Raw genomic sequence first — 17,947 nt, 5'->3', positions numbered from 1 at the left:
ACTTCGAGCGTCGCCGTCATGTCTACACCAATTCAACCAACGATCACTGACGGTAGCCATAGATCTTGTCCCAATCGGCAACCCAGTCGGCATGCAGCTTCACATACTGGTCGAAGTTCGGATACCAGGGCTTTACGATCTTGGGATCGTAGCCTTCGGGATAGGCTGGACTCTCCTTCAGCGAGGTCAGGTTGCCCTGCTCCTTGATCATGAAGCTCTGACCCTCCTTCGACAGGCACCAGTTCAGATAAAGCTTTGCGGCGTTCGGATGGGCCGCGGTCTTTGGAATCCCCGTCGCGCATAGGGATTGACCGGCACACCCTCAGGCGGGAACACCATCTTCACCGGCGCGCCTTCCTTCTGCTTGGGATGGATCGCGTTGTAGAGCAGCGGTCCAAGGCCGACCTCGCCGCGCACCACCGCGTCCGACATCGGCGCCCCCGACGGATAGAGGATCGGATGGGTCGCCGTCTGCTTGGCCCAATAGTCCTCGCCGAGCACCTGGCGCTCGAACATGATGCGGGTCCAGGTGGTGCCGCCGGATTGTGCGAAAACCTGCCCAGTCAGCTTGTCATATTGCGGCTTGGTCAGGTCCATCCAGCTCTTGGGTGGCTCTTTGACGATCTCGGTGTTGTAGGCGATCGACCACCGGGTTGGTATCGGTGAGCGCGCCCAACAGCAGCGTGAGAATGGGGTAGATGACAAGGAACCCCAGGATCGCCAGCAGGAATGCAACCCAGGCGCCAGCGATCACGCCCTGGCGTCTCACCGCAATGCCGCTTTCCGCGTCGTCGATGCGCCGGACAGCCTCTACACTCAAATCGTTTCCCCTTGCCAGCGGCCGTCTTTTTTGCGTTGCGGTCGCCGTCGCAGATCAAAGCGTAGTCGATTGGAGGACCGACAGGAAGTGGCCGAAAGTCGCTGATCAGCAAGTAGCGTCGTCCGCATATGCCCATGCAGCGGCACGGCTGGGGGCGACCGCGCTGCCGTAGTACATGCCGCGTGTGGATTCGCTCCCGTCACACACGACTGTCACGCGGGAACAGCTCCCACATCGCGGCCCCATCCTCCCTGGATGCCCGGATGAAGCCCGACAGCGAACGGTAGAAGGCGGCCTGTTCGGCAAAAATCCAGCTCATGAACCCCGATGAGGACACGGCTGTTGCAGGATGCGGCGCGCCGAATGGTGCGGCCCACGCCGACACAATACCGGTCGCGCAGGCGACAAGGATCGCCGCCAGCGCAGCCAAGGAGACTTTGCGCCATCGGGTCATGGGCACTTCACCTGGATCTTGTTGGCGAACGTTTCTCCATAGGTGCTGGAGGCATCGAGCGGCACGGCATCCAGTTGGCTGAGCCGCGCCTGCTCGGCCGCTGTCGGCTGGTGCGGAAGATTGTAGGTCAGGACGCATTGCGGCGCGCCGCTCAAGGAAACCGGCTTGTCCTTGGCGAATTCGAAATCCACGAAGATCGTGGGGTCGTAGACTTCAATCTGCATGGCCTTGGCGGAAGCGGCCGTTTTCAGAGGCAAGGTGAAGTGCAACGTGAGGGCAGAGTTCTTGTATTCAAGCCAATAGTCGACCGGATCGGCGAACTTCAGCTTCTTGCCGTCGGTGCGAGCATAGGTGAAATAGGCGTACTCCTTCAGGGAATCGACGTTGGTCTGGGCGAGCGAGGCCAGTTCCTCCCGCGTGTAGTGCCCTTTTTGGGCGTGGGAGATGCCCTGCAGCGCATAGGCCGAAAACATGTCGTCGAAAGTCCAGGTATGGCGAACGCCCGTCATGGTGCCGTCGGCCGCGTAAAGCACTTCGCTATGGAACGTGACCCAGACATGGGGATGAGCCTCGGCGCGGCCGCCAAATAGCCACAGCAAGAGGACCGCGCAGAAGCAGTACGTTGGCTTCATGATGATCTGTCCGCCCAATCGAGAAATGTAAGCGCCCGCAAGACGCGGGAACGGCGGTCTCAAGAGCGCTCTGAGCGTGATAGCGCACCAACTGGCGCATGCGTGCTGCTTCACGCCACGCTTGACTTATCCTGCGCCAAGCGCGGAAGCGGCCGCAATGCGTCAGGCGGCGGGGGGCGCGCGCGGCCGGAACGCCGCGTGCCGCGATTGAAACACCTGATCGGAAACCGGATTGAATGCACGATCAATCTCGGCGAATTGCAGCGACCGCTGGTTTGCCGACCTATCCGGAATCGAGGAGTTCGAAAGCAGGAAGTTTGAGAAGCAGATCGGGCAATGGTCTTCGTCATCGGCCAGCCGCGCCGGAAGCTGCTCTGCAGCTTGGAGTGTCGGTCGGGCGTACCCGACGCTCACGACATCAGAGAGGTCGAACCCTGAAAAGGCGAGATCATGCTTGTGGACATGCGCGAACGACAGCGCGAGCTGCAGCAGCACAGCCGCCAGCGCGAGATACGCTCCGCATCGCCGGGCGAAGACCCGAGACAGCATCATTTTCGCCCCTGCCAAAGAGCCGTTCCCCTTCTGACGTCGGAGCCGCGAAACTATCGCCACCCGCCGAATGCGCGCAAAGGCCGCCGCCTTGCATCGGCGATCACCATGCAATGGACGCGGAGAATATGGCGATCGAGGGGCGAAGAGAGGCGTGTCAGCCCCCGGACGTTTCCTTCGATGGAGCGGGCCCCATCCAGTCCGGCTGGATCAGCCTGGCCGGGTCGCTCACCGGGCGGTCGCCGATCGCATCGCCCGGTGGAAAAATGCTGTCATATATCGCGCGGGCTTCGCGAATTAGGCGAACCCGCTCGCGTTCGGATTTCGAAGCAAATGCCACGATCTGGCCCATCTGCGATCCCTCAGGCGAAGCAGGCCTCGAAGCCTTGCCTTAGCACGTCCCTTGGCAGGTCACGCCCGATGAAAACAAGCCGTGTCTGGCGCGGCTCCTGCTCCTTCCAGGGACGCTGACTCCCGCCCTCAATGAGCATATGGACGCCCTGAACAACAAACTGTCGATCGTCATCTTCTATCGATGCGACGCCCTTCATGCGCAGGATGTCCGGACCAAAGCGTTGGGTCACATCCTGAATCCATGACACGAACCTATTGGGCTTCATCGGTCGATCCGCGACCAGGGACAGGCTGCCGATTCCCTCGTCATGCTCGTGGTCGTGTTCTTCCGTGAGAAATCCCGGCTCGACTTCAAGGACGCGTTCGAGATTAAAGGCGTCTCGTCCCAATACCTGGGCGAGATCGATGCCACACCGCTCTGTTCTATGAATCTTTGTATATGGGTTGATGTTTCGGATGCGTCGTTCGACTGATGCGAGGGCGTCCGGATCAACAAGATCGACCTTGTTGACGAGAACGACGTCGGCGAAGGCGAGTTGTTCCTGCGCTTCCGGCGCGCGGTCGATTTGTTCGAGGAGATGCTTGGCATCCGCGACGGTGACGATGGAGTCGAGCTTCGTCTTGCGGCGGACGTCCTCATCGACAAAGAAGGTCTGCGCCACCGGGGCGGGATCGGCGAGCCCGGTGGTCTCAATGACAATGCCGTCGAAGCCTCGGCCGCGCCGCATCAACCCTGCGATGATGCGAATGAGGTCGCCCCGCACCGTGCAACAGATGCAGCCATTGTTCATCTCGAAAATCTCCTCGTCCGCGTCGACGATGAGATCGTTGTCGATACCGATCTCTCCGAATTCGTTCACGATCACGGCGAACCGCTTGCCATGCGTCTCCGTGAGAATGCGATTGAGCAGCGTCGTCTTCCCGGAGCCGAGGTAGCCGGTCAGAACCGTGACGGGGATCTGGGATGCAGCATCGGGCATTGTGTTGTTTCCTCCTCGCGCTCGCGGGCAGAAGACGCCTTGGCAACGTGACGCAAAATGGCATCAGCCAGCCCGCGACCTATTTGCAATGTTATAACATTACATGTAATCGGAGAGGATGCAAAGGGAATGAAGTGGGCAACTGACCCCAGATACGAGGACGCCCCCTTGGGGCTGAGAGTAGATCGGAGGCTCTTATGAGAAAAAAGCCGTTGAGCTTCCGTCACTTCAAGCAATTCGGAGAGGTGCTCTTGTTCCAGCTCTGTCGGGGCACTCCAACACACGCCGATGCTCGACGGCGATTTCATTTCGATTTGGCCCGTGATCCGCGGCACGACATCTCCAGGCCTTGGACGAAGGCCTTCTTTCGGCTGCTGATTTTGGTTGGCGTTGCGACGGCCTCGGCGATCTTGCCCGCTTCTGCGCAGCAAGAAGCACCAAAATTAAAGGTGATGGCGACGTTTTCGATCCTCGGTGATTTCGCGAGAAACGTTGGCGGTGATCGGGTCGACGTTATGACGCTGGTCGGCCCCAACGGTGACGTCCACGTTTACACGCCCACGGCCGCCGATGCGGAGGCGATCAGGAATGCCAGACTTGTGATCGTCAATGGCCTCGGCTTGGAGGGCTGGCTGCCGCGGCTCGTCGAATCGTCCGGCAGCCACGCGACCACCGTCGTCGCAACCCATGGCATCGCGCCGCGCAAGATCGCTGCCGGCGAGATACTGAGTCGTGATCATGGCGCAGGGTCATCGGACCCGCACGCTTGGCAATCCGTTGCGAACTCCGAGATCTACGTCGCCAATATTCGCGATGCGATGGTAGCCGCCGATCCCGCCAACGCTGCGACCTACAGAGCCAATGCATCGGCCTATCAGGCCAAACTGCAAGCGCTCGACCGCGACGTTCGTGAAGCGGTCGCGCGGATTCCGGCCGAGCGGCGCAAGGTGATTTCAACTCACGACGCCTTTGGTTATTTCGCCGCTGCCTACGACATCACGTTCGTGGCGCCCCAGGGCGTTTCGACCGAAACCGAGCCGAGCGCGCGGGATATCGCGACCATTATCGCGCAGATCAAGAACGAGAAGATTCCGGCTGTCTTCTTGGAAAACGTCAGCGACCCCAGACTAATGCGCCAAATTGCCTCCGAGACCGGCGCAGCGATCGGCGGAACGCTTTATTCGGATAGCCTGACCAAGGAGAATGGTGAGGCTCCCAGCTACATCGAGATGGTCAGGCACAATATCAGGACGATTGCGAGCGCCCTTGCGAACTAGCCCGCTTGTCCAGCCGCGCGATCGAGCGTTACCGGTTGAACACGCCGCGACGCTTGAACTAGCATGCAAAACGCTTCGAAGGAGAATTGATCCGGTGCGGTTGAGATCCGTCCTTCTGACCATCACCGATATGTTCAGCGTGTTCATCATCGTCGCCTTGTTGGCGTCGCCATGGTGTTTTGCCGCGCAGCAATCATCGGACGTTCCGGCTTGGCTGAGGGCCCATGTCGGCGAAGGCAACGGTCAAATCGCACAAGTGGTTTTGCAGAAGGCGCGCGCACTTTACCTGAAAAACGTCGGCAAAGGCGCGGTCAAAAATCCCTGCTACTTCGCCATGGACGCTACGCGTCCCAACGATTCGAGCGAAGGCAAATTGGGGGGCCGGTTTTCCGTTATCTGCGAATCCGACCGCTCGTTTCGTGCGATTTCGGCGGGTCACGGCGGCGGTCGCGATTTGAAAGGCATCGCGGATTTCGCAAACGGAAGACGGTGTGCAAAGAACTTCAGCAATGCGCTGGATTCGGAATTGACGGCCGGCGGGGCCTATGTGACAGGCGAGACAAAAACGTCGTTCAAAGGCTATTACCGCGTCTCAGCGAAACAAGAGGCGATTTTAGTACGCTCGTTCGTTCAGTTTGAAGGCGAAGGCGAGACCGCAAACGCCAGACAGCGCGAGATCGGCGGACATCCGGCCGAATTATTGAGGAACGTCTGTCTTCGAAAAGGTCCGCGCAGTCCGTACGCAAACCATGACGGTTACGTTCCGTTCGGAACGCGGGTGGATTACGCTGGCGGCCGCAGCAACGGCTGCACCAGTTGGTCGCCATCGGACGCCGGGCAAATCATGGCGATGGTGAAGGACAATCCGACGACGCTGTACATCTATCCTGACGCCGCCGACGTCGCCGCGGTCGCGCGAGCGGTAACCGCGGGCCGGACGCTGTCGGGCGCGGGATTGTATTGGAATGCTTCCTGTTTGAAGGAAATCCGCGCTCCGAAGTTTTGGCCAAAGGAAACCCTCGAGCCGATCCTGGCTCAATACAAAAAGGATCGTCCGGCACCGCCGCAACGCCCAATTCCGATTTGCAAGGGACAGTGAACCTGTCCTAGTAGTTTGTCTCTCGCACCGCCTGTATGGACGACTAGCCGCAGTAGCCCTTCGGAAAACGACATGGTGATCCGGCACGGGCGCGGCGATGCTCCTATGTTCCGATCGCATGGCAATGAGCCCAGCGGGAAAATCGGTCCTGATTTTACTTCGCTTTTTTGCGCTTGGCGGAGACGAAGGGCACAACCTCGGCAAAGTCAATAAAATCAGTGGCTTATCGCTCGCCCGAACACGTCGTGTGCACCGGTACTGTTCCGCTAAAATGGCGGGTCGGATTCGCCGCGGTGATGCTGCCTTCGCGCTATGCTCGCTATCAATTTTGCTCGGCTTGACGCAACAAACCGACCCAGAGAGACTTTCTTATCGGAGATACCCGGAGTGCGCATTACGGGGCGGAGGTGATTAGGGGCGCGGAGGGCAGGCACTCATGAGCGAGGCACATCCATGACAGCTTGCACTGAAAAGAAACACGCCAATCACCCCCATCAACACGGACCAGGATGTGGGCACACGGCCGTGCAACATGGAGACCACATTGACTATCTTCACGACGGCCATCTCCATCACATGCACGGAGATCATGTCGACGAGCACGCGATAGCAGTGAACGGAACCAACCCGGTGCATTGCACGCCAGACAACGTCTGCACCGGCCATACTCACGGGCCCGGCTGCGGACACGAGGCGGTCCCTCACGGCGACCACATCGACTATCTAGTCAACGGACGCCTCCATCATCCGCACAACGGCCATTGTGATGATCATGGACCGCTCACACTGGCGTAGCGGCCAATTGGCGCGATCACGTTCCAGCTAGTGGTCTCGAGCGCGACGTGGAGCGACTCGCTAACGGTTATCGCTAGGCGGCAAGGCTGGCGATAAAGGAAATGATGCTGATCATCTAAATCATCGCAATCGACGCAAACACGTGGGAGCGCGCATGGGCGAGATCATCGGTTTGTTCCGAATCTAAGCTTGAACGGACTCGTCTGATTCGAGAAGCTCGCGCGATGTACGACAGTATATTTCCGCTTACTGATGTGGTCAGCGATCAGCCGGATGTTCGCTTAGCCCAAGGGTGCAACCGGGCGGAGCCCGTCCAGGGCCGGCGAACGCTGGGTCAGCTAGAGGTTCATGCAGGCAAGACTCGGACATGATGTCAGACGGCAGGTTGACATAGGCCGCACCCGGCCGGCTGGCTGGACTGAGCGGTCCGAAAGGCATTGGCGAGCACTTCACCGAGTTGATCGGAGGAACCGACGCTCGCGCTGAACTTGGTCACTGGCTTCATTATTGCAACCGCATCCATGGTCTGATGCACCTGTTTGAGCGCAGTGGCCAAGCGAACGCTAAGCCAAGCAGCAAATGTGCAATCTCTACTCGATTACGACCAACCAAGAAGCGATCCGCGCGTTGCTCCGCGTGATCAACCGCTACGTCGGCAACTTGGCGCTGATGCCGGGCGTCTTCCCCGATTGTCCGGCGCCCGTGGTGCGCAATGCCAGCGACGGCTGCGAGATGGTGCTCATGCGGTGGGGCATGCCGCCGCCACCTCGCACCGGCGGGCCGCTCGTGACCAACATCCGCAACACGACGTCGCCACACTAGCGCAGCTGGCTGACGCCGGAGAACTGCTGCCTGGTCCCGTTCAATTCCTTTGCTGAGTACGCGCCGGAGCCAAATCCAGAGTAGTTCGCGCTAAGCGATGACCGACCGCTCACGGCCTTCGCCGGGGTCTGGACCGAGTTCAAGGGCGACCGCGACACTAAGTCCAAGCCGATCCCGGCCCTCATCTCGTCAACGGCTTCCTGACGACGGCGCCGAACGCGGTCGTCGCACCGATGCATTCCGAAGCGATGCCAGTGATCTTGATGACGGACGAAGAGCGCGACATTTGGCTTCACAATCACTCCCCGCCGCCCATTCGCTGAACCGCCATCGTCGCTTGCTTCAGGCGACGGTTTTCGCGGGAGTGTTCACCACCTGATCGATGACCTGGAGGATCCGCGACCGCGTATCGATGCTGTCGTATTCCCTGGCCATGGACGTCGCCCGCGCCCGATAGGCCGGCTGACCGAGCACGGAGCGGATCGCCTCGCGTAGCGCCGGCGGCGTCGGCTCGTCTGTCTTGAGGTCGATGCCGACGCCAAACCAGGCAATGCGGGCACTCACATCCGCCTTGTCCTCGGTCTGTCCCGCGGCGACGATCGGAATCCCGAAGCTGAGCGCCTGGTTGACGGTGCCATAGCCGCCGTTGGTGACCAAGGCGTCGACTTTCGGAAGCAGCCATTCCATCGGCAAATAGCTCGCGAGACGCGCGTTGCCAGGTATCGGGCCGGGGATGGCGTCGATCGAACGGCCGCCGGCACTGACCACGACGAGCAGATCCGGATCATCCGCCAATGCCGCCAGGGTCGGGACGACCAGTTGGCCAAAATCGTGGTTGGACACGGTCCCTTGTGTCACCAGCACCAGCTTGCGCGAGCCGTCGAGATCGCCCGCCCAGGCTGGAAGCGGCGCCTGGTTGGGCGTGATCGGCAGCCGGCCGACGAAATGCACCGATGTCGGCAAATCCTTGCGCGGAAACTCGAAGCTCGGAACCGTCAACTGCAGATAGGCGTCAGGGAGAAGGAGCATGGTGTCGAAGAGACCGGCAGGCATCGGACCGACGCCCATTCCCGCCAGGCAGTCATTCATGTAGCGAACAAGGGGCGCATTGCTCGCTTCAACGTCCTTGGCGATCGCAGCGTATTTTTCGCGCTCGGCGTCGTTCTGCGCCGGAGGCAAACCCAACATGGCCGGCGCGCCATCGTCGCGATGCCACGGCAGAAACATGATGCCGCAGGTGATGACGATGGGGCGATTTGCCCGCGGCCCGAGCAGCATCGGGTAGGTTCCGAAGAACGAGGCGTCGGCCATGACCACATCGGCCGGAAAATCCCGCAAGGCCTCCTGGATACCCTTGTGCTGCGTGGGAATTGGAGCCGTGAAGATCTGCTTGATGTCGAAGGCCACGCGCTCTGGCGGCGGCAGGGTTTTGCGCTCGGGGAATACTGCGTCCAGGTCTCGCAGATCATAGTCGTATTCCGGCGGAAACGGCCGGAATGTCGCGCCAACGCTTGCAACGCGGTCGCGCACCACACTGGCAGTCTGGAATACCACCTCGTGGCCCTCATCGACCAGAATACGCCCGATCGACAGCATCGGGTTCAGGTGGCCCGTGAAGGTGGTGCAGGCAATGAGAATTTTCACGTCGTCATCTCCACTTGGAACGTGCAGAACGGCGCACGCACGCGCATCGCCGCCTGTGGAGCGACAAGATCGCCGCCGTGTTACCGGGCCATTTCCAGCGCAGGAGAAGGTGTTACCGTTGTAACGCCGCGTGGACGCGGCCGGCGGATGCGCCATTGCCTAAGCAGTCCGATGTCCGAGATGGGTCCAAATGCAGACGAGAATGCCCAGCGTTGAGTCAGAGTCATCGTTCGACGCTGCAAAGCTCCGCAGAAGGATTGAACTTTCATCAGTTGCTAGGCCTTTTTGAAGCGCGATCAACGATGAGGGATGTCGCCAGCTGAACGAGGTGCACCATTCCAATCACTCTTATGGGCGACACGGCCGGTCAAACTTAGGTATGCCCTCCTCTGCAAAAGGTTAATACGGATCAACCTCTGTTCAGTTGTCCGGTCCACCTCTCACGATTACGCTTGGTGAGAAACCTGGTAGTGGACGGCTCGTGAGCCGCCCCGCACTGCCATAAGGGAAACACCAAGGTGAGGGACGACATGGGCTCGTTGTTCGGCAATGTCGGACGCTTGATCGCCCGGCTGCAGCACCCAGCCCGCTGTGAGCCGTCCGCTCCAGACGATTTGACGGCTTTACGCGAGACCCTTCGACCCGGCGATGTTTTGCTGGTCGAGGGCAAAGGTCGTATCTCGGGCAGCATCAAATATCTCACTCAGTCGGCTTGGTCGCATTCGGCGTTGTACGTCGGACCGATTGGCGGTGCAGAAACCGAGGGCGAACTCCACGTCCTGATCGAAGCCAATATCGATGAAGGAGTCGTGTCGGCGCCGCTGTCGAAATATCTGCATTGTCGAACCCGCATCTGCCGGCCGGTGGGCCTCACCCAAGCCGACTGCGAGACGGTCTGCGGCTACGCTTCCGAACGCATTGGTCTCGGCTACGACTTCAAGAACGTCATCGACCTGATGCGGTATCTATTGCCAAGTCCGGTAACGCCGCGTTGGCATCGCCGAACGATCGCGCTCGGCTCCGGCGATGCCAGCCGCATCATCTGTTCTTCGCTGATTGCGCAAGCTTTCGACGCCGTGCGTTATCCGATCCTGCCCGAGATCAAGCGCGTCGAGGGCCAGACAGGGCGGCGCGAAGTCGCCGAGATCCGTCACTCGTCCTTTTATGCGCCACGCGATTTCGATATTTCGCCCTACTTCATGGTCGTCAAGCCCACGCTCGCGCGCGGCTTTAATTATAAAGACATGCGTTGGGCCGACCTTGCCCAAATTCATTCCACGCAGGTCACGCTCGCTCCAGAAATCAAAGGCGAGCGCGATAAGACGGCCAGTACGCCCGAATTTCCCGGTTCCGCGACCCTCGCGGCATAGGCAAAGAAGGAGGGGCGACTTGATTGATCCAACAAGCATGGCGGACGGTTACGAGCAACCAATCAACTGGGCACGGATTGTAGTTCTTGTCGCAGTTGCGCTGCCGGTTCTTGGCTTTCTGTTGGAGAGGAGATCAGGCGCCAGCCGTCGCATAACCATTCACGATAGGACAACGTGTCCGACTAAATAGCGGAAGCCCGATCGGTTTGGTTGTTGATACTGGCGAGCTAGTGACCATCGCCTGGGCGGCAGGAGAAGCAACGTTTCACCGGGAATCTTTGTACCGCGTCTAGCGCGTCCGTCAATACTCGACGAACTTGGGCTTGCGTTTTGTCTGCGGTGTGCGCCGCGCCTCCTCACAGTCGTTACCGTTGCCAGTCTGGGTTTGCTCGTACGCACTTTCCTTTAGCGCGTGGCACAACTTGTGGCTCACCAATTTTCGTCCGGATACATTGCTAAGCCATGTCGCGCTGGTGCGCGTGGATTTCAACACGCGTGAGCGGAGTTAGGCCGCTGTCATACTGCATCACTCAAACCGGGAACGCTGCACTCTTGAGCTAAGCAGTCGATGTTCGGCTTTGGGTCCAAACCCGTAATACTCTGATCAAGCATCGGATTTCTGCTTTACCCCCCAAAGCCGACATCGCGGTTTATCTCTAGACATCGTACAGCGCCTTTTGGCTGCAGCCTAAACTCCATCGCCTCGCGCAGCTCTGCAGCCACTTCGAAGTTAGGCGAGATCAGCCCGTGTGAGTGCAGCCAGTTGACACGCTGCGTCACGCTGTCGTGGATATCGTCGTGCTGGCTCTTCGGGAAGACTTCGGACTGCGCGATGGCTTTCTCCGCCCATTCGGTGTTCGGTGCGGAGATCAGGCCGGCGGCGAACGTCGCATGATCGCGCCCTACAAATGGATGCATCCGGACGAGGAGACCCAAAGGTTTATGGATCGTGATCAGGAAATATTGGCACTGCAAGCCAAGATCGCGCGCTGCCGGAAACTTGCGCAAGAGTTTCCCGGTGGGGTGATGGCCACCAATCCGCGCGAGCTAGAAGGCGAATTGCTGGGGCAACTCAAAGCTCTGGTATCGCCACAGAGGGGCACTGAGGACGCGTGCGACGACAATCGTCACCAGATGTCCATTTCACGCCGGTCCTCTTCGAGCTGATCTTCCAGTTGTTTCCGCGTAAGCGTCTTACGGTGACGATGATCCTCAACGTTCACGAAAATCGTTCCACCTATCAGCAGGGCAAATACCGCGCCGACATCCAGTAGTTCCCCGATCATGGCTACACTTGGCATGAACGCCTCCTGCTGCGCGCTTGAGAGGTGCGTCTAGCAAAGGCTGGATATTGAAATGAACGGCAACCGCAACAACGTTGGGTGTACCTCGCCGCGGCGACGGTTTCATGGCTGAAAGCCTGCGCCGATCAACTCCTTGCGAGTTCGCTTTGGGTCAAACCTCCCAAATCTTTATGCCTCGTACCGCGGCTTTTCCTTCGGCTGGTGCATCATCTGCTCACGAAGCTCTGCCGCCACTTCCCAACGTCTACTACGGCGTGACGCGGTAGCGAGCACAGATCGGCGCGACGGCGGCTACCCCGTTCAGTTTTCCGCTTCGAGTCAAAACCGGCAATGTTCTGACCAATCATTGGAGCTAAGCCGGCTGTAATGAAGCGGCCCGCTGGGGCGTCACCACCGGGCCTCACCAAGCGGGACCAGAGTGCTTGCTGATCGGCCGGGCCTTGGCTGCGCAGAGATTACGTTAATCCTACGCCGACGGTCGCAACCTATGTTAACGCGGGTTCGGGCGAGCAGCACGTCACATCAGTCATGCAAGCGCCGACGCGGTAACTTTCGTATGCGCTCCCTACATTGATTTGCATAGTAACTCCTTCACCGGAACTCCCTATGCGAACGCACAAGTTGTTTACTGCTCTCATTCTCGCGAGCCTGATCGCCGCGCCATCGGTGGCACTGGCCAAGGCAGCGAGTTTCGAAACGCCACTGCGGCCGCCCGTCATTGTCGACGCCCCTCGGTTGGTATCTCCACGCGCCTCGCCTTACGTGATGGGATCCAGACACGCCGCGCCCCACTGGCCGGCCGCCAGAGCTACATCTCAGCGCTGACCGATCCGCAGGGCTTGAAGGTTTGGAGCGAGCGCCCGTGCAAGCAGCCTTCATGTTTCTGGGCGTAGGCAAGCACGCCCATGACACTGAAAGCCACCACGACCAATCCGGCTACAGGTTGTGCACCATGGCAGCGCGATCGTGGAGATCAACGCCGGGGCGCGCTCCCTCTCGGCCGACCGGGGCTTGGGGGCTGAGGTAGGTCAGCGAGAGGTCGCGTAGCCATGAGAGCACAGCTGTCGGACCGATGGCAGTTAAAACCGTGCCGCGCTGCGCAAAAATCTAGACGTCGTACAGGGCCTTCTGTTGCGACCCGTGCGGATTCAATCGCTTGGGTCTAAGGAGGAAGCCGCTATGGCTTGTTCCAGCTCCTTAACCAATGCTCGCTGGAGTACGGCAAGCCTGGCAAACAATGCTTTCTTGTTCGTGTCGGTCGCGAGCTTACTGATTAACTCGCACTCCTCGGCTTCATTCCGAAGCTTCTCCAAGTGCGCCCGCATGTCCTTCATTGGGATTTTCCTCCCTGCACCGGGAAGATTAGGCAACGGAGGAGGCCGAGGGCAATAACCTAGCAATAACCTAGAAGAATTAGGGCTGCGCCTTTATGGGCCCTAGATGTCGTGCAATGGCTTCGGCTGCGGGCCTAAACTCCATCGCCTCGCGCGTAGTCATAAATCGGGCGCCGCGGTTCAAGGCACGTTTGATGTCCGTTATGCCCTTAGTAGCTGGCGGGAAAGCCGACACAGCTGGAGGTCCGACACGGGCCAGAAGCGATCGCGATCACCCTCTGCACCCGTTGGGCAAGATTGGTGCGCGTGGATGCGGCATCATCACTCCGTTTGTACCTGCAATCCCCGGGTGCACTGATGTCGCAACGCATACGGAGGAAGATGGGCATGCCGCCCTGTCTGGATCATGACGAGCGAGCGACTGCATAAATTTCAGTCGCAACGATACTTGACTTCATACCCCGCAAGACTACCGTTCACGGAATGTCCTGCGGGTCGGAGGGGAAATCCATTCTCGCGGAGGTCCATCATGCCAGGCAATGAGTGTCCCATCCACGTAGCTGATGGCGTGCTCGGCAAACAGTGCCACATTTGCGCTTTCTTCAATGGCTTCGACGAGCAGCACAGGGTGCTTCGGTCGTTCATCAAAGAGGGGTTCGAGCGGGGCGACAAGGCCTTTCATATCGTGGATCCCGATCTGCGGGAGGATCATTTGAAGCGGCTTGCCGAAGCCGGCATCAACGTGGAGCAGGCGATGGCAACCGGACAGCTGGAGCTGCGGCGCTGGCAGGACGCTTACCTGCGCGACGATCATTTCGATCAGGACGGGATGCTCGCCTTACTCGAACAGGTGCTCGGATCAGGGGCAGCCGCCGGCAATCCCCTCGTCCGATTTGTGTCGCGTGTCGAACCGTCCTTGGTGGAAAAGGCAGGCGAAGATAACTGGCTGGAATACGAGACGCGCGTCAACTACGCAGTCTCCAAATACAACGATCCGGTCATCTGCACCTACGATCTGACGAACTTCAGTGCAAGCCTGGTGATGGATATGTTGCGGGTTCACCCCGTCGTGATTGTCGGAGGGGTGCTGCAGGAGAACCCGTTCTTCGTTCCTCCAGACCAGTTCCTCCTTGAACTACGAGAGAGAAAATCGGCTCGGCGCAGCGCGATCCAAGCACACTGATAGTGATGACCGACGAGAACCTCCGGCTGCGAGCAGCGCTTCGGGATCTAGTCGCCCTTTCGACCATCCCGGCGGGGTGGATCGGGATCGCACCGCGCACGATTGCCGGCGGATTGGCCGACATCCTGGCGGGGTCGTTGGGTTTTGATTTTGCGTTCGTACGATTGCTCGATCTCACCGGAGGCGTGACGATCGACGTCACGAGTGGATGGGCCACCAGGGAGTTTCTGAATTGGCTGCAGGCCCAATTGTCCAATTTCGACGGGCCTTTGCGCGGGCAGATCGTTCCAGATGTTGTTGTCTTTGATGACAGGCTGAAATCGCTCCGCGGCATCATTGTTCCCATTGGGTTCAACGCTTACGCTGGCCTTGTAGCCGTCGGCAGCGAGCGCAGCGATTTCCCGACCGAAACCGACAGGATGCTGCTCACGGTGGCTGCGAATCATGCGGCGACAGCTTTCCATAGCGCGAACCTGATTCATGAACGACGCCGGGCTGAGGAGGAGGTTCGCAAGGCCCGCGACGAACTCGAGATGAAGGTTTTGGAAAGGACGGCTGAATTGCAGCGGACAATGGCCGAGCTTACCCACATGAATCGCCTAGCGACCGCGGGCGTTCTCCTGGCGTCCATTTCTCACGAGATCAATCAGCCGCTGGCCGGGATCGTAATGCAAGCCAGTGCTGCCCGGCAGTGGCTTGCATTGAAAGAGCCATGCCTGGAAAAGGCGCGAGACGCGCTGGATCAAATCGAAGGTAACGGCCTCCGTGCAGGTGAAATCATCACAAGCCTTCGCGGAATGTTCAAAAAGGAAACGAGGGCGAGAAGCCCCATCGACATCAACAAGCTGATCTTCACGGTTCTTGGTATTGTGCGCCACGAGTTGCAGAGGCAGGGAGTAGAGCTGCGCACAGAGCTCGATGAATCACTCCCGGCCCTGGAAGGCGACAGCGTTCAATTGCAGCAAGTCGTACTAAATCTGGTCATGAACGCCATCGAGGCGATGCACTCGGTGGCGCCACGAATATTGAGCATACGATCCTGCGTCAGCGAACCGGATTTTGTTCACGTGGCCATCGAGGATACCGGCACGGGTATCGACCCATTCAACCACGATCATATTTTCGATCCGATGTTCACGACCAAGGAGCGTGGCATGGGAATTGGCCTTTCCATCTGCCATTCCATTATCGAAAGCCATAACGGCCGTATCTGGGTGACGCGGGGAATCGACAATGGCTCGATCTTCCAGTTTGAATTGCCGGCAAACGTGGGCCAAGGTGATCAAGTTCGCTAACTTCAAGCCTGAATACCGACGCGCGTTGCATGACGTTGCCGATAAGCGAATCCAGCCATGTCGCTGATGGGTCAAACTGAGAAGAATTGAGTGCGAGCAAATGTTTTCCGCTTTGCCCTCGAGCTCGGACTTTGCCCGATGGCGTTGGGACTTCGCATTTGGGCCAATACCGGAGGTTTCGCACTCGATGACCTCGTCGGCGCGGTCCACCCGATATCCTATACATTCGTAGGCGCGCTCGGGTGCAGGGATCGGAGAGTGGTGTGGTTGGATCGGGCGCCAGCGGACATCAACAACACTGCAGGAGCGGCGACCAGGAGATAGCAGGCGGCCCCAATCCTGAGCGTCGTATCGATACTGAAGGCAATGCTGGTGGCAACGGCGACGCTTGCGGCGAGCACGCCTGCGGCACCGTTGATGCCCCAGAACCATGGCGTGGGCCCCGTGCTGATTGTTGAGACCAGTCGCATACCGGTGGGAAATCCAAAGCCCATCAGGAAGCCTGCTGGCGCCAGGACAAGAACACAGAGGCCGGCGCGAACGAGCAGGCCCGCTCCATCAAGATCGACCAAGAGCGGAGGCAGCCAGAGTGGCAACGCAAACAAGTAAGCGGCACTCGCCACGCTCCAGGCCAAGAGCTTGCCTGTTCCGGCGAGGCGCACGCGCTCGGATGCCAGGCTGCCGAAGCCTGTCCACAGGATCAGGCTGAACAGAACGACACTCAGCGCGTAGACGGGATGACCGAGGAAGACGCTCATTCGCTGCAGCAGAGCGATCTCGACCATCATGAACCCGCTCCCGATCAGAACGAAATAAGCGGTGCCGCCCACAGCCAGCTGCCAGCCGGCTTCTCTGACCGTCGGCTGCAGCGGCACGATGATCGTAGCGGCGACCAGCGCGACCGAAATCAGAACGAGCATGGCGAGGGTCAGCGTCGCGATCAGGTTGCCCGCGAACACCCCGGTGTGGGTGAAGTGCGAAAACACGTCCGCGTCAAACAGCGTGGCAAACCACAATTGGTTGAAGAAGAATGGGCGCGCATCGGTCGGCGGCGTGAGGTCGAGATAGAAGCCGGTCGTCGCCTGGTCGAGCATGCGACGATCCGTAGCACTGACGATCTTCTCGAGCACGGCGGATGGCGCGGACGTATCCGGGCTTAACAGCACCGTGAATTCATCGGCTTTGGCGGCGTTCTTGAGCGCCCCGAGCGCCACCGGCGAGAGTGGCGACTTCGTCACGATCAGTGTCGCCACGTTCCCCGCCGTGGCGAGGAAGAGGTGGCGCCTGGGCTCGGCGGCGCCGGTTGCAAGCAGTGACGCGACGCCAAGGCTGACCAATCGCCCGGTCTCGTTCACTTCGCCGGGCGCGTACCAGCGGCTCACCGTGAATAGGCCGCTTGGGTTCAGCCGACCGAGAAAACGTTGCCAGGCCTCGACGGTGTAAAGACCGTTCTCCGTGAGCGTGAAGGCGCCGGCGCCCGTCGCCGCCCAGGTATCGATCAGGCTCATCTGGATGACATCGAAGGAGCGGCGGGTGCGTGCAAACCAGCTGCGCGCCTCGTCGACCTCGAATTTCACCCCATCCAACGCCGCGATCGCCGTATAGCCGGAAAACTGGCGCTCCAGGACGTCGATGATGATCGGATTGATCTCGACGCCCGTCACGTCACTCAGGCCGAAGAGGCGTTGCGACAGGACGTCCCGACCGCCGCCCACGCCGATCACGGCACCCGTTTTTAGGTCCGGAATGGCATAGGCAAGGTTGGTCACGTCATAGCGCAGGAACCCCAGTTTCGCGAGGTCTCCATCGAAGCGGTACAGGGCGGTGCCGGCGCCGCCGTCGATATTCAGCGCGCGCTGCTCAATGGTCGAGTGCGGCAAGCGAGGCGAGGCACCGAACATCGCCGGCGGGACGGTTTCGCTCCGACTCACGGTGATGCGGGAAAACGAATTCCAGCGATCGTACGCAAGGTCGGCCGGCGTTTCCACGTGATCTTTGATGATCGTCGGTCGAACGCCATAGGTCGTGAGCGTGT

18 protein-coding genes and 1 pseudogene are annotated in these 17,947 nt (G+C 59.6%); 6 read left to right on the top strand and 13 right to left on the bottom strand.

Translation table 11 applies throughout. From position 1 onward, the window contains the following. Positions 1-43: 43 nt before the first annotated feature. The 8 genes from J6497_RS38650 to J6497_RS38615 form a co-directional block, all read right to left on the bottom strand. Complete coding sequence (locus J6497_RS38650; RefSeq protein WP_225709410.1) at positions 44-211, bottom strand: hypothetical protein; 168 nt, start codon at positions 209-211, stop codon at positions 44-46. A gap of 32 nt (positions 212-243) precedes the next feature. Continuing rightward, the gene (locus tag J6497_RS38645) at positions 244-597 is read right to left on the bottom strand and encodes a type 2 periplasmic-binding domain-containing protein (RefSeq protein WP_249793948.1); all 354 of its coding nucleotides are present in this window, start codon (positions 595-597) and stop codon (positions 244-246) included. Beyond that, a complete protein-coding gene (locus J6497_RS38640; RefSeq protein ID WP_225709416.1) occupies positions 572-820 on the bottom strand; it encodes a hypothetical protein in 249 nt (82 codons plus the stop codon). Before J6497_RS38640 ends, J6497_RS38645 begins: the two co-directional genes overlap by 26 nt. A gap of 199 nt (positions 821-1,019) precedes the next feature. Next, complete coding sequence (locus J6497_RS38635; protein WP_225709409.1) at positions 1,020-1,274, bottom strand: hypothetical protein; 255 nt, start codon at positions 1,272-1,274, stop codon at positions 1,020-1,022. Beyond that, complete coding sequence (locus J6497_RS38630; protein ID WP_225709408.1) at positions 1,271-1,906, bottom strand: DUF1007 family protein; 636 nt, start codon at positions 1,904-1,906, stop codon at positions 1,271-1,273. The genes J6497_RS38635 and J6497_RS38630 overlap by 4 nt, the downstream gene beginning before the upstream one ends. Before the next feature lie 162 nt (positions 1,907-2,068). Then, positions 2,069-2,401, bottom strand: coding sequence for a hypothetical protein (locus tag J6497_RS38625; RefSeq protein ID WP_225709407.1), 333 nt, complete (start codon positions 2,399-2,401; stop codon positions 2,069-2,071). 211 nt (positions 2,402-2,612) lie between these two features. After that, positions 2,613-2,807, bottom strand: a complete 195-nt coding sequence (locus J6497_RS38620) for a hypothetical protein (protein ID WP_225709406.1) — start codon at positions 2,805-2,807, stop codon at positions 2,613-2,615. Positions 2,808-2,817: 10 nt separating this feature from the next. Further along, positions 2,818-3,789, bottom strand: a complete 972-nt coding sequence (locus tag J6497_RS38615; RefSeq protein WP_225709405.1) for a CobW family GTP-binding protein — start codon at positions 3,787-3,789, stop codon at positions 2,818-2,820. A 452-nt stretch (positions 3,790-4,241) separates the two neighbouring features. On the opposite strand from J6497_RS38615, the gene J6497_RS38610 reads away from it, so the two are divergent. From J6497_RS38610 to J6497_RS38595, 3 genes and pseudogenes are all read left to right on the top strand, one after another. Continuing rightward, positions 4,242-5,066: a metal ABC transporter substrate-binding protein gene (locus tag J6497_RS38610; RefSeq protein ID WP_376708341.1), complete on the top strand. Its 825-nt coding sequence runs from the start codon at positions 4,242-4,244 to the stop codon at positions 5,064-5,066. Positions 5,067-5,160: 94 nt separating this feature from the next. Then, on the top strand, positions 5,161-6,165 hold the full coding sequence (locus J6497_RS38605) for a murein L,D-transpeptidase catalytic domain family protein (RefSeq protein ID WP_225709413.1): 1,005 nt from the start codon (positions 5,161-5,163) through the stop codon (positions 6,163-6,165). Between the two features lie 1,374 nt (positions 6,166-7,539). After that, positions 7,540-8,075, top strand: a pseudogene (locus J6497_RS38595) (SOS response-associated peptidase family protein); the annotation flags it as partial. A gap of 49 nt (positions 8,076-8,124) precedes the next feature. Here the strand turns inward: J6497_RS38595 and J6497_RS38590 are convergent. Then, positions 8,125-9,426 (bottom strand): glycosyltransferase, encoded by a 1,302-nt coding sequence (locus J6497_RS38590; RefSeq protein ID WP_225709404.1) that lies wholly within the window; start codon positions 9,424-9,426, stop codon positions 8,125-8,127. 530 nt (positions 9,427-9,956) lie between these two features. On the opposite strand from J6497_RS38590, the gene J6497_RS38585 reads away from it, so the two are divergent. After that, complete coding sequence (locus tag J6497_RS38585; protein WP_225709411.1) at positions 9,957-10,796, top strand: YiiX/YebB-like N1pC/P60 family cysteine hydrolase; 840 nt, start codon at positions 9,957-9,959, stop codon at positions 10,794-10,796. A gap of 624 nt (positions 10,797-11,420) precedes the next feature. Here the strand turns inward: J6497_RS38585 and J6497_RS38580 are convergent. From J6497_RS38580 to J6497_RS38570, 3 genes are all read right to left on the bottom strand, one after another. After that, the gene (locus tag J6497_RS38580) at positions 11,421-11,804 is read right to left on the bottom strand and encodes a hypothetical protein (RefSeq protein ID WP_225709403.1); all 384 of its coding nucleotides are present in this window, start codon (positions 11,802-11,804) and stop codon (positions 11,421-11,423) included. A 119-nt stretch (positions 11,805-11,923) separates the two neighbouring features. Next, complete coding sequence (locus tag J6497_RS38575) at positions 11,924-12,097, bottom strand: hypothetical protein (RefSeq protein ID WP_225709402.1); 174 nt, start codon at positions 12,095-12,097, stop codon at positions 11,924-11,926. Between the two features lie 1,151 nt (positions 12,098-13,248). Beyond that, positions 13,249-13,434 (bottom strand): hypothetical protein, encoded by a 186-nt coding sequence (locus tag J6497_RS38570; protein ID WP_225709401.1) that lies wholly within the window; start codon positions 13,432-13,434, stop codon positions 13,249-13,251. Between the two features lie 529 nt (positions 13,435-13,963). Between J6497_RS38570 and J6497_RS38565 the strand changes: the two genes are divergently transcribed. Together J6497_RS38565 and J6497_RS38560 are read left to right on the top strand one after the other, a co-directional pair. After that, positions 13,964-14,617, top strand: coding sequence for an MEDS domain-containing protein (locus tag J6497_RS38565; protein WP_225709400.1), 654 nt, complete (start codon positions 13,964-13,966; stop codon positions 14,615-14,617). A 5-nt stretch (positions 14,618-14,622) separates the two neighbouring features. Beyond that, entirely contained in the window at positions 14,623-15,912 is a 1,290-nt protein-coding gene (locus J6497_RS38560) for a sensor histidine kinase (RefSeq protein ID WP_225709399.1), read from the top strand. Between the two features lie 218 nt (positions 15,913-16,130). Here J6497_RS38560 and J6497_RS38555 read toward each other — a convergent pair. Beyond that, a partial coding sequence (locus J6497_RS38555) for a polyamine aminopropyltransferase (protein ID WP_225709398.1) occupies positions 16,131-17,947 on the bottom strand: 1,817 nt, incomplete at its 5' end.

This window comes from Bradyrhizobium cenepequi, from assembly GCF_020329485.1.
GTDB lineage: Bacteria > Pseudomonadota > Alphaproteobacteria > Rhizobiales > Xanthobacteraceae > Bradyrhizobium > Bradyrhizobium cenepequi.
Note: the sequence above shows the minus strand (reverse complement) of the source record. Positions and strands in the feature narration are given on the sequence as shown.